The following is a 15,797-nucleotide window of genomic DNA, read 5'->3' as shown; positions in this document are numbered from 1 at the left end:
GTCCCTAGGACAGTTAGATCGGCTCGCCGGTTATGCCGCCTGAATCGCCGGGGTGCTTGTGATGGATGAGGCTCTTACCGCCGGCCGTGACGTCTTGCGTCACCGCCATGCTGCCGTCGACCTCGACACCATTGCCGCCGGATACAGCCATGCCACCCTGGCCAGTGATTTGTTCCTGGACGTTGAGCCGTTCCGTCATTTCGACGATGGGCGTATCCATGGTGATCTTTTTCGAAGCCGTGATGTTCAACGTCTCCGTCGTGATATCGATGATGCGCCCGCGCCGGAAAACGATCGAGTCTCCTTCGTCGGTGTAGATCGCCACCTCGCCAGATTGCAGCCCTTGGATTCGATACGTCTCGTTCTCAGTGGCCACGATAACGCCATGGCTGGTCTTTCCACCAAGCGGCAGGACGACCGCCATCGTGCCGGCCGGAGGGTTGGAAGTGATTCCGTAATGCTGGAACAGCTCGATGTCGGGCGTCGTTTCTCCAGCGAGGCCGTCTACCTGGGCGAGCTGCACCGGCGTATCGCTCGCGCAGAGCGAGATCACGGCGCGGTATGCCTGACGGACGCCGGACAGTGCGCGATCGATCTGCTTTTTGACTTCGTTGATCATTGCTTCGACTCCGTCGTTTTTCCGCTTGCGTCGGTGGTAATGATCGACAGCGGGCCGCCTTCTTTATGACGGTGCTTGCGCTTCGTGTGTGGATGCGCGTCGAGCACCCAGACACCGTCCTCCTTGAACGTGAGTGTCGTGCGTGCACCAATGTCGCGGCCACCTTCAAACCGGCGACCCATCAAAAAGTACACGGCATCGATGCCGTACTCCTCCCATACGATGTGGACCCGCTGGCCGGGTTTCCACAACGTGCCGCCTGCCGTTCGATGTCCCCTGACCACGGCTTTCAGCGTATGTGCATGCAGCCTCGAATCGGAGATGATTTTGCGAGCGCGTGCAGTGACGGCGTCAAGGTTCGGCGCGTCGTGGTCGACATAGACCTTCGGCCGATACACCGTGACCTGTGAGTCTTTCACGGTCGCTTTCAGCGCGTTTTTTCCTCGCTCGGCTCGCGTGCCGTGCGACTGCGCCAGCACCGTGACTTCCGAATAGCGTTCGGCTATCGACTGGTCTTCGTCGAACGACTCGACGTTGTTGCCGACACCGTCGTTGCGCAAGACGAGTTTCGCGACCGGCGGGGCGTTGTAGTCCGGGCCACCGATGACGAGCGTTCCGTCCGGATCGAACCATGGCCACAATCCTTCGCCCTCGGCCGCGTGCACCAGGGCGTCCCACGCCGTATCGCCGGGATCGACCGACACCTTGTCCCATGCCGGAATTTCCTTCGCGGTGTCGATTCGGATTTTCGTGATGCCGAGCGGCCGGACGATGCTCGCGACGACATCGTGCAGCGTGACCTGCTTCGCAGTGAATACGGGCGCAGAGCAGTCGCGCAAGATTGCAGCCAGATCGCGACCGTTGATCGACAGTGACTTTTGCGTCTTGCTGGTGCGCCGGCGAACCGCGTCGACGTAGCCAACCAGGATGGTCTCTGAGCCAACTTTGACCTGTACGGGTGCGCCGGCCGCGACGGACGCCGGCATCGGCCCTTTGGGGCTGGCGAGGCGAACCTCCCATGCGTCGGCGGGTGTCAGTAGATCGGAGTCAATCGAGTACGACGTCCATTTGCTATGGACCTTCCCACCGATCAGGACCGACACGGTGTCATCGAGCGTAGCCACGCAGCACGTCTCCACGGTAGATGAAATTGGGGTTGCGGATGCCCGGATTGAGTCGCATCAGCTCGGCCGAGCGCGAATAGTCGCCGTACCAGCGGAATGCAAGCAGCGTCAGGTTCGACGGCGCATCAATCGTTCGCGAGACGATCGGCGGCAACTGGTCGATCACGTCGACCGCCAGCTCTTGCACGGCGAGCGCCGTATCCTTCATCGGCTCGACGACGGGGCGATAGTCGACGAGCGCCATCGATTCCCGCGTGTCGTCGATTGCGGCTTGCAGATGCGTGCGCGAGTCGTTCGCGATCGACTCGACGTCGTCGGGTGTCAGCGTCGGCGTGTCCAGCTCGTTCGCCAGCACGTCCGACGCGATGCCGGCCAGCGTCGTGGCGACGACCGTGCTGACGAGCGCGGCCACCATCGCAACGTCGGCCGGATCGGCGTCGCGCGATCGCGAGATGGTCGCGGTGGACGAGCTGGTCGACGTCGACGCCGGCGTGCCTGGAATCGTCACGGACTCGCCGGCCGCCGACGACGCGGGCAGCTTCACGATGCTGTCCATCTGCGACAACAAGCCGTCCCAATCCGACATGACGAGGCCCGCATCGAACGAGCGGAAGTCGGTGACGCCGCTGACCAGGCCAATCAGGTCGCTCGCGAACGCACGCGGGAAGTCAACGTAGTCCAGGACCGTCGACCGGAAGCCAGTCACGAGGTTGCGAATCGGCCCGAGCGTGTCGGACATCAGGTCGCGTAGCCCGTTCAGGCGACGCAGACCTGCCTTCGCTGACTTCAGGGCGTCCATCGCGGTCGCGAATGCACTCACGGCGCTGTCCTGCGCGGTCTGTGCAACCTGGGCCGTGGCGTCCGCACGTTGCGTCGCCAGTTCGCCCGTGAAGAACGGATTACCTGGATTCGCCTTCGCGAAACGTAACTCGACCTGGCACGCGTCGACATCGTCGGCGTTGTGCGAGACGTGGCCACCGAGGAACTGCATGTCGGGCATGCTGCCGAACACCGGATGCACCAGCTCGCCCGTACCTGGCTGCGAGATCGCATTTAAAAACGTCTTCAGGCGCTCTTCGTAGTCGTCGCCGAAGAAAATCGCCGTGAGGGACGTTTCGCGCGCTTTTTGTCCCAGATCGACAATATCTTCACCGTCGACGTAGGGATACGCGTAGCGCGCGACCGCGCGCTCAATCGGATCATCGGTGCGTTGCACGTCGAACACGACGCCCCGGAACGATGCATCCTGGAGGGTGTCTTTCCATGCCATATCAGTTCCTCAAGGCGGCTTTCTGACCAGCAACCGTGACGAAGTCGTAAAGTTGGTGGCCATCGATGTTCAGCGCGATGTGGTTTTCGATGACGGGCGGCTTCTCGTCTTTCTTCTGCGCGTAGATCGCATCGCCGATCATCTTCCCGAGACGTTCGCCCAGGTCATGACCGAAGTAGCCGGCGACAGCGCCGACACCGGCACCGATAACGTTCCCGAATCCTGGCACGACCGATCCTGCCGCCGCGCCGGCCATCAGACCCGCGCCCATGCCGGCGAGACCGCCGACTGCGCCGCCAGCCGCGCCGATGTAGCCGGCCTTTTTCTGGTCAGGTGTCATCGCCGCGTCGTTTGAGATTGAATAGGCTTCGAACCCGCTTGCACCAATGCCGATCGCGGCACCGATTGGGCCGAGCGTGCGAGCCATCCCGCCCAGACGCGCTCCGAACGACGCTGCGCCGGCCGCGCCTGCACCTATGGTGCCAGCAACGCCGGCACCGGCGGCGGCACCACCGGCCATGCCAACGCCGCCGCGAATCACTGCGAGGAATGCGAGTGGCGTCAGTGCAGCCGTCATTGTGCGCAAGCCGATCGTCGTTGCCTCTATAGCGGTTGTCAGGCCGGGATACTTCGATGCGTAATCGGACAGCGCCGTAGCAGCGTCGCCGATCTTATTGTTTAACGACGACATTGCATCGACGCGGCCGAAGAACAGTTCGTTCTGCGCCTGCTCGACCTTGAAAGAGTTGGTGCCCTGGATGCTCCCGAAGTTATCGGTCACGGCCGACTTCGAATCGAACACCTGCTCGGACACCTGCTTTCGATAGTCGCGTTGACCCATGTAGGCAACGAGCGCGCCGATCGCCTGGCGGTCGTGGATCAGTTTGCCGACTGCCGTTCCTTCGAGCAGATTGGCCTGGCTCTCGAGGATTGCTTTGCGCTCTCCCTCGGGGGCGTGCGCGAGCTGCGACTGGATGCGCTGATAGCGCTTGTCGCGCGACATCACTCGTTCGACGATGCCGACGAAGGCGTCTATCGCGTTGACGCCCTTGGCGCGCGACGACGCGAGGCTACCCGTCAGGTCGATGCCGAGTCCCTTCGCCTTGTGCTGGGTGTCCTGCGAGTTGAGCTTTTCGAGGAGGTTGACCAGGTTGTTCCCGGCTTCATCTTTCGTGCCTGCTGTAATGACGGCGGCTTGGTTCGCGACGACGAGACGGCCGAAGTCCTGCAGCCCGGACATGCCGGCCTGCTTGGCGAGCGCCATCTGCTGCGGTAGCCACTTCGACATATCTCTCAGCTCGAAGCCGCCGGCCTGACCGCCCTTGAGCGCCATATCAAGCGCTTGGGGAATCTCGGCTTCCTTGATACCGAAGTTCTGCATCGCGCGGATCGCGATGTTGCCCAGCTCGTTCGGATTGGCACCCGTGGCCGTTGCGTATTTCTGCAGCGTAGGGAGAATGCCGATCGCTGTCTTGTCGCTAACCGCGCCGGAGGCGAGCAGGTTGTCGAGCGTGTCAGCCGCCTGATCGGGCGATCCGCCGCCCTGGCGAACTGCCGCCCGGATCGCTGTGTCCAGTTCCTTCGCACCGCGCCTCCGACCAGCGATGTCGCGATCGGAAAATGCGGTGTTGGCCATCATCGCCAGACGGCGATCGTAGGCCATCGTTTCGTTGACGGCCGGCGCGACGACCATTGTGCCGGCCGCAGCACCGGCGATGGCTGCGCCAGCCTTCCAAGCCATGCCGATTCCGCGTCCGGTGCGGGCGAGCGCGCTTTCCTGTTGCTGGACACCGTTCAGTTCGCGACGGAGGTCCGCGACGCGGCCACTAAGCGCCGCGAATGCACGCGCCTGTTCGGTGGTCGAGGCGAAGCCCGCACGTGCGAGACGGTTGTACGCGGCGATCGTCTGGTCGATCTCGCGGCGAATAGTCTGCTCGGAACGGATGCCGATCTGTTGCCGCGCGGCCGCGAGCCGCTGCGACGACGTCAGCATGTTGCGATCGGCGCGCACCTGGGCCGTCTGCGTTTGCTGGATGTTGCGCTGGACGGTCTGTTCGGCACGCGCAGACTGCGTCATCCGCACGTCGTACAGCATGCGGCTGGACGCGACCGCCACACGCGACATATCGGTGTACGACTGCGCAGTCTGTTTAACGCCACGCTGGACGTTTCGCTCTACCTGCTGAGACGGTGCGGAGACCTGGTCCCGCATCCGTACTGTCATGCCAACTTCGAGATCGCGGGACATAGGTCAGGTCTTCAGTTTGGGACGCTTGCGGCGCAAGCTCTTGATGGTTCTGGCTTCAGTGTGCTCTTTGCCACGCTTCGGTCCCTTACCGCGAAGCGTGGCGATCGCGTCGAGGTATCCCTCCAGCTCGACGTCGGTCAGTTGCCGGAATCGCTCGTCGGGGACGCCGTGCTGGCCGAGGATGACGGCGGCAAGTCGGAGGGGACGTAGCCGGGCTTCAGCGCTTTTCGCTTTTTTTTGAGCTGTTCCTGGGCCGCGAACAGCATGTCGTAATCGCTGTCGACGGCCGTGTCGATCAGCTCGGCCGTGATGGCTTCTGCCGGGATCGTGCCGAGCGATACGATGCTGCGCGCCAGCACCGCAGCGTTCACGCGCATGTTGCAGACACCGCCATTGATGATGGTCGGTTCCTCGTATGCGGCGATGTTGTCCGCTACCGTGGCGAGCCGCAGCTCGAAGTCGTAGTGCAGCTGGCCGCTGTCGACCGGATACTCGATCCCGTAGTCCAGCGAACCCGTTTCCGTCAGCTTCATTCTTCCACCCGTCGAGTTGCGAAGATCGTCAGATCACGACGCGCTTCGTTATCCACCGAATACTGGTCGCCCATATCCTGCGTGACGCAGTCCTGGTAGCTCACCCGCTTGCCACCCGGCGACGCCGGAAAAATGGTCAGCTTCCCGCCTTCCATGTTCCACCAGTCGATCTCGTCACCGGAGAGAGGGATCACGACGGTGACCTTGAGTTCGTGCGATTCAACCCCGCGCGCGAATCCCTTCACGCGGCCGGTGCGGTTCATGGTCCGCACCGGCTTCTTGCCGGTTTGCGATGTCGGGTTGACCGACACCACCTCGGCTTCCTTGCCGTCGACTTCGAGCACGATCGCGCCGACGTATTCTTCCAATGCCATGGCTGGCTCCTATCGTTATAGAACGAGTTCGATCAGAGGATCAGGTCGATCCGGCCGGCGAAGATGTGCAATCCGTTCACCACGTCGGCCGGGATCGCGCCATCAAGCTGGTTGACGTTCTGCAGGTCACGCTCGACGATCAGCTTGTCCTTATTTGCCTCGACGTTTTCCAGAAACTCCAGGTCTTCGCACTTGTATGCGACGTCGAGCAGCTCGCTGCGGACCTTCGGCGGAGTCTTCTCCGACAGCTTCTCGCGCGGAAATCGCAGGGCCATCCGCTGAATACATGCCTTGCGGAAATAGTCGAGCGTGCGGATCGTGGTGAGGTCGAGCAGCGCCGGATCGTCGATACCTTGCGCATCCTTCGTGTACGTCGTGATGGCGCGAACGATCTGCACCACGTTGCCGGGACCGACCTCAAACGGCGTGACGCCGTTGTGCAGAGCCGATTCCTGCTCTTGTCGACCCGCGCGTGCCGTCACCGGCGTGACGTCCAGGCCGTTGAGCGCCAGCGTATTGAGCGGTCGCGCCGGGTCTTCCTCGCTCGCGATGACAGCAGCATAGGACGCGCCGATTTCTGCCGGCAATGCGACCGAGCCTGGATACCAGCCGATCGTGATGCGGCCGGCGTTGAGATTGCCCGCCAGTGTCGTGGTCGTTGCAAGCGTGCCACCGGTTCCGACTGCACCGATCGCCGGTCGCTGCTCCAGCGGATTGGAAATGCTGTCCAGGTGCGTGCGCAGTTTGGTGAGTGCTTCCTGCGTGGGATAGGCAACCGAATACACGTTGTAACTGGCACCGAACACGGCCGCGAGCGCCGGAGCGAGATCCGGATCGTTCAGGCCGCCCGAGAATGCCGTGATCGTAGCGGACACGCCGGCCGTCTGACCGAGCTGCGACACGACGATTGAATTGCCGGCCGCACCCTTGTTTTTCGCGGTCAGGGTGAGCGTGCCGTCCGCAGCGGCCGCAGTGACAGGCAAAGACGTCGCCTGCGCGATCGCAGCCGCGAAACTGGCTGCCACGTCCGCGGCCGTTGCGCCTGATTCCACCGCAACATCGACGCGATCGAGGCCGATATACAGCGCATAGGCACCGTCAGCAGCCGCGGTGCCGGTGAACGCCACCGACGCCGTCGCAACGACGGCAGCCGTCGCATCGTCGACGCCGATCACGGTCAGCGTGACATACGGGTTCGCCTTGATCGCAGCCACTGCCGCGCGGTGTGCGAGCGAGCCGGCACCGAAGTACAGCGCCGCCTGGTCGCCGGAGAAAACCGGCGTCGGCACCAGCGCTTCGACCTGGCCGGCCGCGAGGCGCTGGCCGACGATGAGCACGGTTTGTTCGTTCGTCGGCAGCGTACGGACGGCGAGCTTCGTGTTGAACTCGAAGTATTTGCCGGGCTTCCGCATGCTCGACGGAATCGTGTCAAAACTGATATTCGCGCTTGCCACAATCAGACTCCTTTCGCGGTCTTTTTGGCACCCGCGTCCAAGGTCGGTGCGGGATCGGCTGCCGGCTCACCTGCGGCCGGGGTTTCGGTTTCGGCCGGTGCGTCGTCTTGGCGCAGCAGGTCGCCATCCATGACGCGGCGCATGTAGTACACCGAGTCGGGCACTTCGACGGCTTCGCGGTCGGTGATGTACTTGCGCGGTGCGCCTTCCTTCGGGACGCGCAGCCCGGTTTTCGCGATAACTTTCATGGTCACTCCCGTTTCATCTGTATGAGGTCTTGCGCGTCAGCAGGTCGATCAGTTCCGGGTTCCAGGAAGTACGACAGCAACGTCGTGTTCCAGTCCGGCGTGGGCGGGTCGATCTGGCCGCCGTAGTCCTCGAACACCTTGCCGAGCGGGCCTTCCGACTCGCCCTGCGGAAACGCCCCGAGGAACAGCGTGTCCTCGATCCATGCGGTGCGGAATTCCAGCGCATAGACCGACATTGCATCGCCGCGCACCTGCGTGTTGAACAGCGTTCGGATCGGACCCGGCGCGAAATTGCGGATCGGCAGGCCAATGTCCTGCTGATTGAGCAGATACCGCACGCACGAGATCAGCAGGTTGGTGCCGACCTCGGCCTTCGCGACGCCACCGTGTCGACTGGATTCCTCGCTGCGCACGCTGCGCGCGCCGACCATCACCACGAAGGTCGCTTCCGACTTCCACTTCGATCGGCTGGTGCTGTGCGGATCGGTGCGCGGGACGCCGCCGAACGTCACCCAGGCGGCAGGGAAGCGCCGCACGACCGCATCAAGTTCGTCGCTGTCGAATTCCCCGCCGTAGGTCTTGACCTCGGACACCATCCGCCCGAGACCACGCTTCAGGCGGTCGACGATCGCCAGCTCGACGGCCGTGATGATCGGAACGTACGTGCCAACCGCGCCGGTTGCCGTGTCGCTCATCAGAACGCCCCCCGATCGCGTGACGAGAAAATCCGCGTGCCTTGCTCGAAGCGGATCGTGTTGCCCGGTTGCACGGTCGAGCCGGCCGGATCGACACCGAGCGTGACCGTACCGTCGGCCGCCATCGTCAGGAACTTGATGGCGTCTCGGTAGCGGTTGCGAATCTCGTCGGTGTCGCGTGCTTCCGCGCCGACCAGGCGATAGCGGGCGATGTCGCAGCACAGGCCGGCGAGGAAGCGCGGCACGTTGGTGATCGGAAGCCTGTACCGCGCGGCGAGATAGGTGTCCATCTCGGCCGCTGCGTCTTCGAGGGCGTGTGCCAGCAACGCCGAATCGATCTCGCCCAGGCGTTCGCGATCCGTGAGCGCGATGACTTCCATGCTCCCGAATCGGCTCACCATATCGTCCTGAGTGGCGTAACCCATGGCTTACGACTTCCGGCCCTGGCTGCTTGCCTTCGCCCCTGCAGCCGACTTCTCCGCCGCGTCGATCGCTGCCTGGCGCTCATCGAGCTGGCGCTCGCGCTCGTTCAGCTCGTTCTCCCGCGTGACCAGACCGGCGTGGCGCTGATCGACCTCGACGACGCGGCTCTGCAGATCGGCTTCGGCGTCGCGGACCGCCGCTTCGCGTTTCTGCAGGTCGGCCTCGATGTCGGCGAGCGCCATCGCGCGCTTCGCGTCATCCTCGCTGACCTGGAGCGTCAGCGTATCGACGTTGGCCAGGTGCAACGTCACATGGTCCGCGTCGTGATGCGGGAGCCGCTTCGCTTCCGCTTCGTCGAGTTCCGTCGCCGTGTGGACCACCACCAAAGACTTGTCCTGGGTGATCGCGTGGTATGCGTCCGGATGAAGCGCTGCCAGCGCGATGGTTTTCGCTTCGCGGCCGAAGACATGTCCAGCGCGTCGAAAAGTGTCCTGCTTGGCGGCGACCGAGATGGCCGGATGTTTCTGCTTTGCCATGTCCTGTCCTATATATATGTGTGTCGCATAACCGGAGCCCACCATTTGCCGCAGCTCCGGGGCAGTCTTCCTCCGCGCTTATCGGCGTCGCGCGGCAGTTCTCAGGGGCGAGGTATTACTGCTGCGGGACCGGGCCGTCGCCGGTCGAACCGGCCGCGAGCTGCCAGAAGCCGAAGCCGCCGGCCGCGCGCGCTTCCGCGCCGAACTTGAACTTCTTGCGCATGAACACGTCCGGCGCTTCCGGGTCGATCTGCTGCACGAACACCGGCGCCTTGCGCTCCTGGTAGACGAACGGCTTGACCGGCTTCGTCGTGTCGAGCAGATACCACGCCGTATCCGACAGCAGCCGCGCGTCACACACGACCTTCGCCGTCCCCTTGTACGGGTTCGGCATGCCGTCGTTCAGGCGGTCATTCGTCATCAGCGCGTTCGCCACGTCTTCCAGTGCCGGCGGAACGAGCAGGATGTTCGGCGTGATGTTCAGCGGGCGGCCTTCGTCGTCCTGCACCTTGCGCATTGCGGTGCGCACTGCGCCGTAGGTCGCGATCGCGGCGGCCTGGCCGGCGATCGTCAGCGGCAGCGAGAACTTGTTCGACGTCACACCGCGCCCGACGGGGTGATCGGTGTCGAAGAAGTACTGGCCGTCATAGCAGTTCTTCTCGAACGCGTGATTGACCAGGTCGTAGATGATTTCGTCGGGCAGCTGCTTGGCCGAGTAGCCGGCGTTCTGCGCCTGGGGCGCGTAGATGCCGAGGCGATCGTCTTCGATGTCGTTGCGATCGACCTCAACCGTTGCCTCGAAGTCGTCATTGACGACGGTGTAGCCGTGGGCCTTCAGCGCCTTGACGTTCTTGTCGCCGATCCACTTCGCCATCTTCGGGAAGCGATCGAGCCACGCATACAGCTCTTCGCGGCCGCTCGACGGGACGAGCATCGCGATTTGCTGCCACGTCGACGGCGCGGCCTCGAACGCGTTGTTGAACACGGCCTGCAGGCCGATGAAAATCTGGTTGATCGATTGTGCGTTGACCAGCATGGTTGCTCCTGTTATTGAACCCAGACGCCATCGGCGTCGATGCCGACGACGATGCCGGCCTTCGAGCGCGTGCCTGCGCCATCCGTTGCGGCCACGGTCTGGTTGTCGGCGACGTAACACACCTTGCCGAGCTGGGCCTGCGTGACGGCATCGGTGCCGAGGTTTTCCCACTTGAACGCCTTCAGGCGACGGACCTGGACGGTCTTCGCGCCATCGGCACCGGTCGAGTTGTCGACGTACTGGTCCGCGCGGCCAAGGTACGTCAAATCGGCGGCCGTCGAGCCTTCGACTGCGAGGCCGGCGGCGCTGGCGCAGACAATGACGCCGGCCCGGATCACGGTGTTGGCCTTCACAGGCACGCCGACGATCTCGCCGTCGATATACGGGGTGTTGCGATCCTGGGTCGTCGCGCTCACTTCGCACCTCCCTTTGCCTTGGCATAGACTTCCGGCGGCAGGCCGAGCTGACGGCAAACAGCCAATTCGCCGGCTTCCGTCGTGGTGTCGGTTTCCTTGCCGGCGCTCGCGTCGCGACCGCCGGTCTGCGTGCCGCGCAGCGCCGCGATCGGCGTGGCCGTGTCCAGGTATTGCTTGAGCTGGACGAAATTCGATTTGCCCAGGTCGCGCGCCCACGATTCCTGGGCCGGCAGCAGACGACCGTCGGACAGCGCCGCCGTGATCAGGCCGTCGACCTGGCCTTGCTGCGACTGGTTGGTCAGCATCGCGACCTGGTCGCGCAGCGCGTTCATCGTCTCGACCGGCACGTACTTCGCCGGATCGGGCGTGGCGCTGCTGAGTGCGGCGATGCGATCGCCCTGCGAAGTCAGCACTGCACGTGCGTCGACGGGCGCGGCATCGGTCGCGCCGAGCACCTTCGCGAACGCCGTGGCCGCCGCCGTGGCTTCCTGCTCGGTGGCCGTCGCCGGCAGATTGAAGATCAGCCGCAGTGCGGCCAACAGCTCTTTCATGGATTGCTCCTGGGGTGGGTCGGCCGGCACATCCCGGCCGGCAGCGGGTGAAAATTCAGGGGACACCAGGCGCGACGCCGCAGCGAGCATCACTTCGTCCATGCCGTCGAGGGCGGGGTTGTTGGTCAGCGCCGCGTTGATGAGCTGCAGGACGTTGCCGTCGGCGTCGTAGGTGAATACCGGCGAGATGAAGCGGTATTCCTTCGCGTCGACGAATGCCGAGGCGCGAGCGGTCCATTCCACGTCGGTGGCGTACAGCCCTTGGCCGTCGCGCCATTCGACCGCCTTGATCCAGGCGGCGGCCGGCGCGGGCGTTCCGCTCGTCGCAGCCGACAGCGTTTGGTGTTCGTAGTCGAGCACCATCGGCGTCTTGCGGGCGGCCATTGCCGCGACCAGACGCTTCGCGCCGTCCCGCGTCACGCGCCAGGCGGCACATTCGGTGGGGCGGCCGTCATTCGCACGGAAGTCGCCGGCCGGCAGCAATTGCAGCGTGCCGGAACCGGGAGTGATCTCCAGCGAGAGGGAGGCGAAGAAGAGCTTGTCCATGCCGCCATGGTGGCGGGCGAAACAGCCTGGGATAAGTGGATCGCCGTCCCTAGGACGGACCAATCTCGCAAGGCTGAGGGGAATGCAGGGGATCGGATGCCCCTGCGAGCGGTTTTAACGGGGGTTTAACGGCCCCCATTACCCGGACCCGGTACATCGGGGTCACCGAGGGGCCTAAACGGCTCCAATCGGCTGCGGATTACTGCTCGACCAATCGGCGCAGGTAGGCCGACACTTCGATCTCGATTTCAACGTTGTCGGACTCGGTCAGCATGAGGAACGGGCGAGCCGGAATCTTGACTGTCCAGCCCTGGGTGCGTGTCCATTTGACGATCTTGACGCGCTTGTGGCCGGTCTTCGCGAACACGGCCAGATGCGGATGGTCCGCCTGGCGAAGCAGCATGCCGTTGCAATCCTTGCGCAGCCTAACGTAGCCGGACATGGGATGGCGCTGGATCGTGCCGCCGAACTGGTGGATCGCCGCGTATACAACATTGGTGCCGACGCGGGCCATCGTTGCATCGTGCGTCTTCGAGAAGCTGCCGGCCAGTTTCCCTGACCTGGTCAGAATCTTCTCGGAGGCTGCCTCGCCGCGACGGCGTTTGAGCGTCGATGGCTTGAGGCCGAGCCATTTCGGCCGACCTTGCTGCGCGAAGTTTTCCTCGACCGCGCCCCACATCGATTCAAGTATCAGGCCGGTCACCGGCGAGGCGTCTTTCATCAGTGCCCGAACCCGAGCCAGGACGGCCTCGAATCGGGAATCGTCGATCTCGACGTCGATCATGCCGTTTGCCATGTACTAGTCTCCCTTGTGCCGGCGATAGTGCAGGAACGTCCCGCGAACGGTGTCTAGGTAGGCGCGACGGTGTTCGTCCGATGCGCCGACGTCGGTCGGGAACGTCACGCTGCCGGTCCAGCCGTCCCGCCCCTGGTCGAAAACCGTCACGCCCCAATCACCGGCCTCGTTCTGCAGCGTCTGGATGTAACGGCGACGCAGGGACCATGCGCCCTCGATTTGTGCCCAGCCGAGCCAAACCTCATCTGGTTCCTTGATCGCCTGCGCGATCAGTGCCATATCGCGGCCACGGTCAGCAAGGTTGGCCGCCCAGCGTCCGGCCCCATCCTTGAACATCCATTCGTTAACCTGCAGCAGCTCGCCCGTGACGTCGCGATAGGTGGCCGGCTTGCCGAGTGTCGCACCGAACTCGCGCATGAACGCCTGGGCGTATTGCTCCGGTTGCAGGCCGGCCGGCAGGACAGCATCCGGCCGCACGCGCGTGGCCGGCGGCAGCGGCGGCAGGTCCGCGCCGGCCGGCAGCGTCTGCGGCAAGGTATTCATCGGTGGGGGCGTGAATGGCTTCGCCCATTCCGCACCGGGGTTCGAGCCGAAGCCCGGGTCCGGCAACACCTTGTTTCCGGTCGCCGGGTCTTTGTATGCGATCGCGGGCTGCGTCTGACCGTCCCGCCCGACGAGCTGGTCGACTTCCTCCAGACGGCCGGCGCTGGATCGCACCGGCACGTCGTTGCGGTCGACATAGCCCTGGGTGCGCGTCCGGACGCGACATCGGCATCGATACCCGTTCGGCGGATAGAACGTCTGCCAGAACGGATCGTCGTAACGGTAGATCGCACCCGAAAGCGCGCGGTGCGACGGTCTCGTACGGCTGTCGAGCACCGCGACGTATTCCCAATATGGATGGGTGTCGACCGCCTCGAGCTGGGACGCATACCGGCCGGCCATATAGGCCGACTGCATGTTCGTCTGGAAGATCGTGTCCAGTCGGCGGGGCGTCAGCCGCTTGCCCTCGATCTCACCCGTGTCCTGGTCGACGATCATGCCCTTGCCGATCCAGCCCTTACGTTCGAGAACCGGCGTGAGCTGCCGTTTGAACTCGGCCAGTGTCGTGCCTTTCTCCAGCGACGTCGCGAGCGCCTGGCGGATGTCCTGGAGCACGTCCACCTTCATCACGCCCGCGACCGTGAACGCCCGCGCGTGCGTCTCGGCCGCGACGTCCTGCCATCGGAACCCAATCTTGTAGCCCTTTGATTCGAAGTAGGCGATCGCCTTTTCGGGCGGCAGGCCGATCGCATGGGCGAGATCAACCGCCATTGACCCGCCCCCAGATGTCGGCAACGAACATCGCACGCGCGAGCAGTTCAGCGATCTCGGTTTCGTCCATGTCCGGCTCGGCTGCGAGCAGGCGCTCGATCGCGTCGTCCGGGGATTGACCGTTCCGGATCGCCGTGATGACCGGTGCGAGCAGCTTCTGCATCGCCGCGTCGATCGGGTCCGACGGCAGGGATGCGGCCGCCTGGTCGAGCGCATGCTGATCCGGATAGACGACCTCGCCGCGCTCGTTCGTCATCACCGCGACATAGCGGATGCGCGAATTCGCGGCCGTTTTGACATCGGCAGGCGCTCGACCGTCCGGTGTCTGACGCAGCTCCGGCGGCACGATCATCTCCGGTTTGGGGATCGACAGCAGCTCGTCGCCGTCTTCCGGCTCCGGGATCGACAACTTCTCATGCGCCCAGGTGCGTTTGACCTTCATCCCCATGCCGACCAGCTTCGGCAGCGCGTTCGCGAACATGTCCAGATCAGCCGGCTCGCGGGTCTCGAATGCGAACTGCGGGCACCGCAGCCGATCGATCTGGCCACGGTTGAGGATGATCATCGTATAGATGAGGTCGCGCGTGATCGTGCTGGCCAGCTGCCGTGCGTCAGACGTCATCAGGTCGTGGCGCACTTCGTTGTGGACGTTGCCGAGCGCATGCGTCGACGACTTGCCGTCCGCCTGGCTGGTCAGGGTGCCGCCCAAGATGACCTTCGATTCGGTGCGCTCGCACCATTCGGTCATCGACATGTGTGGAACGTGCGTACCGTTCGATGCCTGCTGGAAGTCAATTTTCATCGCTTCCGGAATGATGCCGGCCGCGTTGTGGCCGATGCCGGCGACGGCGGCCAGCAACGCATTCTTCTCGTCGTCGGTTGCACCGGACGGGTATTTGCCGACGCGCAGTGGCAGGCCGTAGATTTCCAGGAACTCGGCCAGGTCGCGCACGCTGTAGTTCTTGAACAGATACGGCCACACCAGGACACGGTGCAGACCGCCGCGCGCGACATAGCCGGACTTGGCCTTGTGGCGGTGCACGATCCAGCCCGCCGGCCAGAGCGGCAGCCCGTCGACGTCAGCGCCCCGAAGGCGAATCTGGTTGCGGTCGGAGATCGGGTTCATGAACCATCGCTGCGGCCGATGGTTGAACGCCTTGGGATACCAGAGCTTGCCGAGCTGCTGCCATTCGATTTCCAGCGCCGCGAAACCGTGACCGATGGCGTCGAGGCAGTCGAGCATCATGTCCTCGAAGTCGGGCATGTCGTCGATCCATTCGCGGACTTCCTCGGTCAGCGCCTTCTCGGCAGCGTTCGCGTTGCGCGGCGGCTTGACGTCGTAGTCGAGCGTCAGGATCACGCGCTTGCGCTTGCTCATCTCCGCGAAAATGTGCCCGTCCTTCTCCTCCATGTCGGTGAAGAGGTCAGACTGCTCGATGATCTGGCCGCGCTCGGCCGCGTCGAGCAATTTGTGCAGGCGTGCCGGCGTCAGCCCTCGCGCCGGGTGCATCTCGAAGCTCTGCGTCAGCCAGCCGAGTTTCGACGTTTGCGGGTCAGTCAGCACCCGACTGTCGATCGGGTTGCCGTTGATGTCGACGATCTTTGCCATGTTTC

Annotated in this window: 17 protein-coding genes; all 17 read right to left on the bottom strand. The window is 63.9% G+C overall.

The window, feature by feature from the left end:
- Positions 1-13: 13 nt before the first annotated feature.
- The 17 genes from DID98_RS23890 to DID98_RS23810 all read right to left on the bottom strand — a co-directional run bounded on the left by DID98_RS23890 (position 14) and on the right by DID98_RS23810 (position 15,792).
- A complete protein-coding gene (locus DID98_RS23890) occupies positions 14-619 on the bottom strand; it encodes a phage baseplate assembly protein V (protein WP_124571560.1) in 606 nt (201 codons plus the stop codon).
- Positions 616-1,743, bottom strand: coding sequence for a phage baseplate assembly protein (locus DID98_RS23885; RefSeq protein WP_124571559.1), 1,128 nt, complete (start codon positions 1,741-1,743; stop codon positions 616-618). Before DID98_RS23885 ends, DID98_RS23890 begins: the two co-directional genes overlap by 4 nt.
- Positions 1,727-3,013, bottom strand: coding sequence for a DNA circularization protein (locus DID98_RS23880; protein ID WP_124571558.1), 1,287 nt, complete (start codon positions 3,011-3,013; stop codon positions 1,727-1,729). Before DID98_RS23880 ends, DID98_RS23885 begins: the two co-directional genes overlap by 17 nt.
- A gap of 1 nt (position 3,014) precedes the next feature.
- Positions 3,015-5,261 (bottom strand): phage tail tape measure protein, encoded by a 2,247-nt coding sequence (locus DID98_RS23875; protein ID WP_124571557.1) that lies wholly within the window; start codon positions 5,259-5,261, stop codon positions 3,015-3,017.
- A gap of 137 nt (positions 5,262-5,398) precedes the next feature.
- Complete coding sequence (locus tag DID98_RS23870) at positions 5,399-5,794, bottom strand: hypothetical protein (protein ID WP_124571556.1); 396 nt, start codon at positions 5,792-5,794, stop codon at positions 5,399-5,401.
- Positions 5,791-6,168, bottom strand: a complete 378-nt coding sequence (locus DID98_RS23865) for a phage tail protein (RefSeq protein WP_124571555.1) — start codon at positions 6,166-6,168, stop codon at positions 5,791-5,793. The genes DID98_RS23870 and DID98_RS23865 overlap by 4 nt, the downstream gene beginning before the upstream one ends.
- Positions 6,169-6,200: 32 nt before the next feature.
- Positions 6,201-7,622 (bottom strand): phage tail sheath subtilisin-like domain-containing protein, encoded by a 1,422-nt coding sequence (locus DID98_RS23860; protein ID WP_124571554.1) that lies wholly within the window; start codon positions 7,620-7,622, stop codon positions 6,201-6,203.
- Positions 7,623-7,624: 2 nt separating this feature from the next.
- The gene (locus tag DID98_RS23855; protein ID WP_124571600.1) at positions 7,625-7,870 is read right to left on the bottom strand and encodes a hypothetical protein; all 246 of its coding nucleotides are present in this window, start codon (positions 7,868-7,870) and stop codon (positions 7,625-7,627) included.
- Between the two features lie 2 nt (positions 7,871-7,872).
- Positions 7,873-8,565 (bottom strand): DUF1834 family protein, encoded by a 693-nt coding sequence (locus DID98_RS23850; protein WP_124571553.1) that lies wholly within the window; start codon positions 8,563-8,565, stop codon positions 7,873-7,875.
- Complete coding sequence (locus DID98_RS23845; RefSeq protein WP_124571552.1) at positions 8,565-8,990, bottom strand: gp436 family protein; 426 nt, start codon at positions 8,988-8,990, stop codon at positions 8,565-8,567. Before DID98_RS23845 ends, DID98_RS23850 begins: the two co-directional genes overlap by 1 nt.
- A 3-nt stretch (positions 8,991-8,993) precedes the next feature.
- Entirely contained in the window at positions 8,994-9,524 is a 531-nt protein-coding gene (locus tag DID98_RS23840) for a hypothetical protein (RefSeq protein WP_124571551.1), read from the bottom strand.
- 115 nt (positions 9,525-9,639) lie between these two features.
- The gene (locus DID98_RS23835) at positions 9,640-10,560 is read right to left on the bottom strand and encodes a Mu-like prophage major head subunit gpT family protein (RefSeq protein WP_124571550.1); all 921 of its coding nucleotides are present in this window, start codon (positions 10,558-10,560) and stop codon (positions 9,640-9,642) included.
- An 11-nt stretch (positions 10,561-10,571) separates the two neighbouring features.
- Complete coding sequence (locus tag DID98_RS23830) at positions 10,572-10,976, bottom strand: hypothetical protein (protein WP_124571549.1); 405 nt, start codon at positions 10,974-10,976, stop codon at positions 10,572-10,574.
- A complete protein-coding gene (locus tag DID98_RS23825; protein WP_124571548.1) occupies positions 10,973-12,073 on the bottom strand; it encodes a phage protease in 1,101 nt (366 codons plus the stop codon). The genes DID98_RS23830 and DID98_RS23825 overlap by 4 nt, the downstream gene beginning before the upstream one ends.
- Positions 12,074-12,272: 199 nt before the next feature.
- Positions 12,273-12,869, bottom strand: coding sequence for a phage virion morphogenesis protein (locus tag DID98_RS23820; protein WP_260428110.1), 597 nt, complete (start codon positions 12,867-12,869; stop codon positions 12,273-12,275).
- Between the two features lie 3 nt (positions 12,870-12,872).
- Complete coding sequence (locus tag DID98_RS23815; protein ID WP_124571547.1) at positions 12,873-14,183, bottom strand: phage minor head protein; 1,311 nt, start codon at positions 14,181-14,183, stop codon at positions 12,873-12,875.
- Positions 14,173-15,792, bottom strand: a complete 1,620-nt coding sequence (locus tag DID98_RS23810) for a DUF935 domain-containing protein (protein WP_124571546.1) — start codon at positions 15,790-15,792, stop codon at positions 14,173-14,175. The genes DID98_RS23815 and DID98_RS23810 overlap by 11 nt, the downstream gene beginning before the upstream one ends.
- Between the last annotated feature and the right edge of the window lie 5 nt (positions 15,793-15,797).

This window comes from Burkholderia sp. Bp8984 (genome assembly GCF_003853755.1).
Classification (GTDB): Bacteria; Pseudomonadota; Gammaproteobacteria; order Burkholderiales; family Burkholderiaceae; genus Burkholderia.
Note: the sequence above shows the minus strand (reverse complement) of the source record. Positions and strands in the feature narration are given on the sequence as shown.

Bases quoted from the DNA above. Each gene is read 5' to 3' on its own strand.
- DID98_RS23890 (WP_124571560.1), bottom strand. From the start codon at position 619: ATGATCAACGAAGTCAAAAAGCAGATCGATCGCGCACTGTCCGGCGTC.
- DID98_RS23880 (WP_124571558.1), bottom strand. From the start codon at position 3,013: ATGGCATGGAAAGACACCCTCCAGGATGCATCGTTCCGGGGCGTCGTG.
- DID98_RS23875 (WP_124571557.1), bottom strand. From the start codon at position 5,261: ATGTCCCGCGATCTCGAAGTTGGCATGACAGTACGGATGCGGGACCAG.
- DID98_RS23870 (WP_124571556.1), bottom strand. From the start codon at position 5,794: ATGAAGCTGACGGAAACGGGTTCGCTGGACTACGGGATCGAGTATCCG.
- DID98_RS23865 (WP_124571555.1), bottom strand. From the start codon at position 6,168: ATGGCATTGGAAGAATACGTCGGCGCGATCGTGCTCGAAGTCGACGGC.
- DID98_RS23855 (WP_124571600.1), bottom strand. From the start codon at position 7,870: ATGAAAGTTATCGCGAAAACCGGGCTGCGCGTCCCGAAGGAAGGCGCA.
- DID98_RS23850 (WP_124571553.1), bottom strand. From the start codon at position 8,565: ATGAGCGACACGGCAACCGGCGCGGTTGGCACGTACGTTCCGATCATC.
- DID98_RS23845 (WP_124571552.1), bottom strand. From the start codon at position 8,990: ATGGGTTACGCCACTCAGGACGATATGGTGAGCCGATTCGGGAGCATG.
- DID98_RS23840 (WP_124571551.1), bottom strand. From the start codon at position 9,524: ATGGCAAAGCAGAAACATCCGGCCATCTCGGTCGCCGCCAAGCAGGAC.
- DID98_RS23835 (WP_124571550.1), bottom strand. From the start codon at position 10,560: ATGCTGGTCAACGCACAATCGATCAACCAGATTTTCATCGGCCTGCAG.
- DID98_RS23825 (WP_124571548.1), bottom strand. From the start codon at position 12,073: ATGGACAAGCTCTTCTTCGCCTCCCTCTCGCTGGAGATCACTCCCGGT.
- DID98_RS23820 (WP_260428110.1), bottom strand. From the start codon at position 12,869: ATGGCAAACGGCATGATCGACGTCGAGATCGACGATTCCCGATTCGAG.
- DID98_RS23815 (WP_124571547.1), bottom strand. From the start codon at position 14,183: ATGGCGGTTGATCTCGCCCATGCGATCGGCCTGCCGCCCGAAAAGGCG.
- DID98_RS23810 (WP_124571546.1), bottom strand. From the start codon at position 15,792: ATGGCAAAGATCGTCGACATCAACGGCAACCCGATCGACAGTCGGGTG.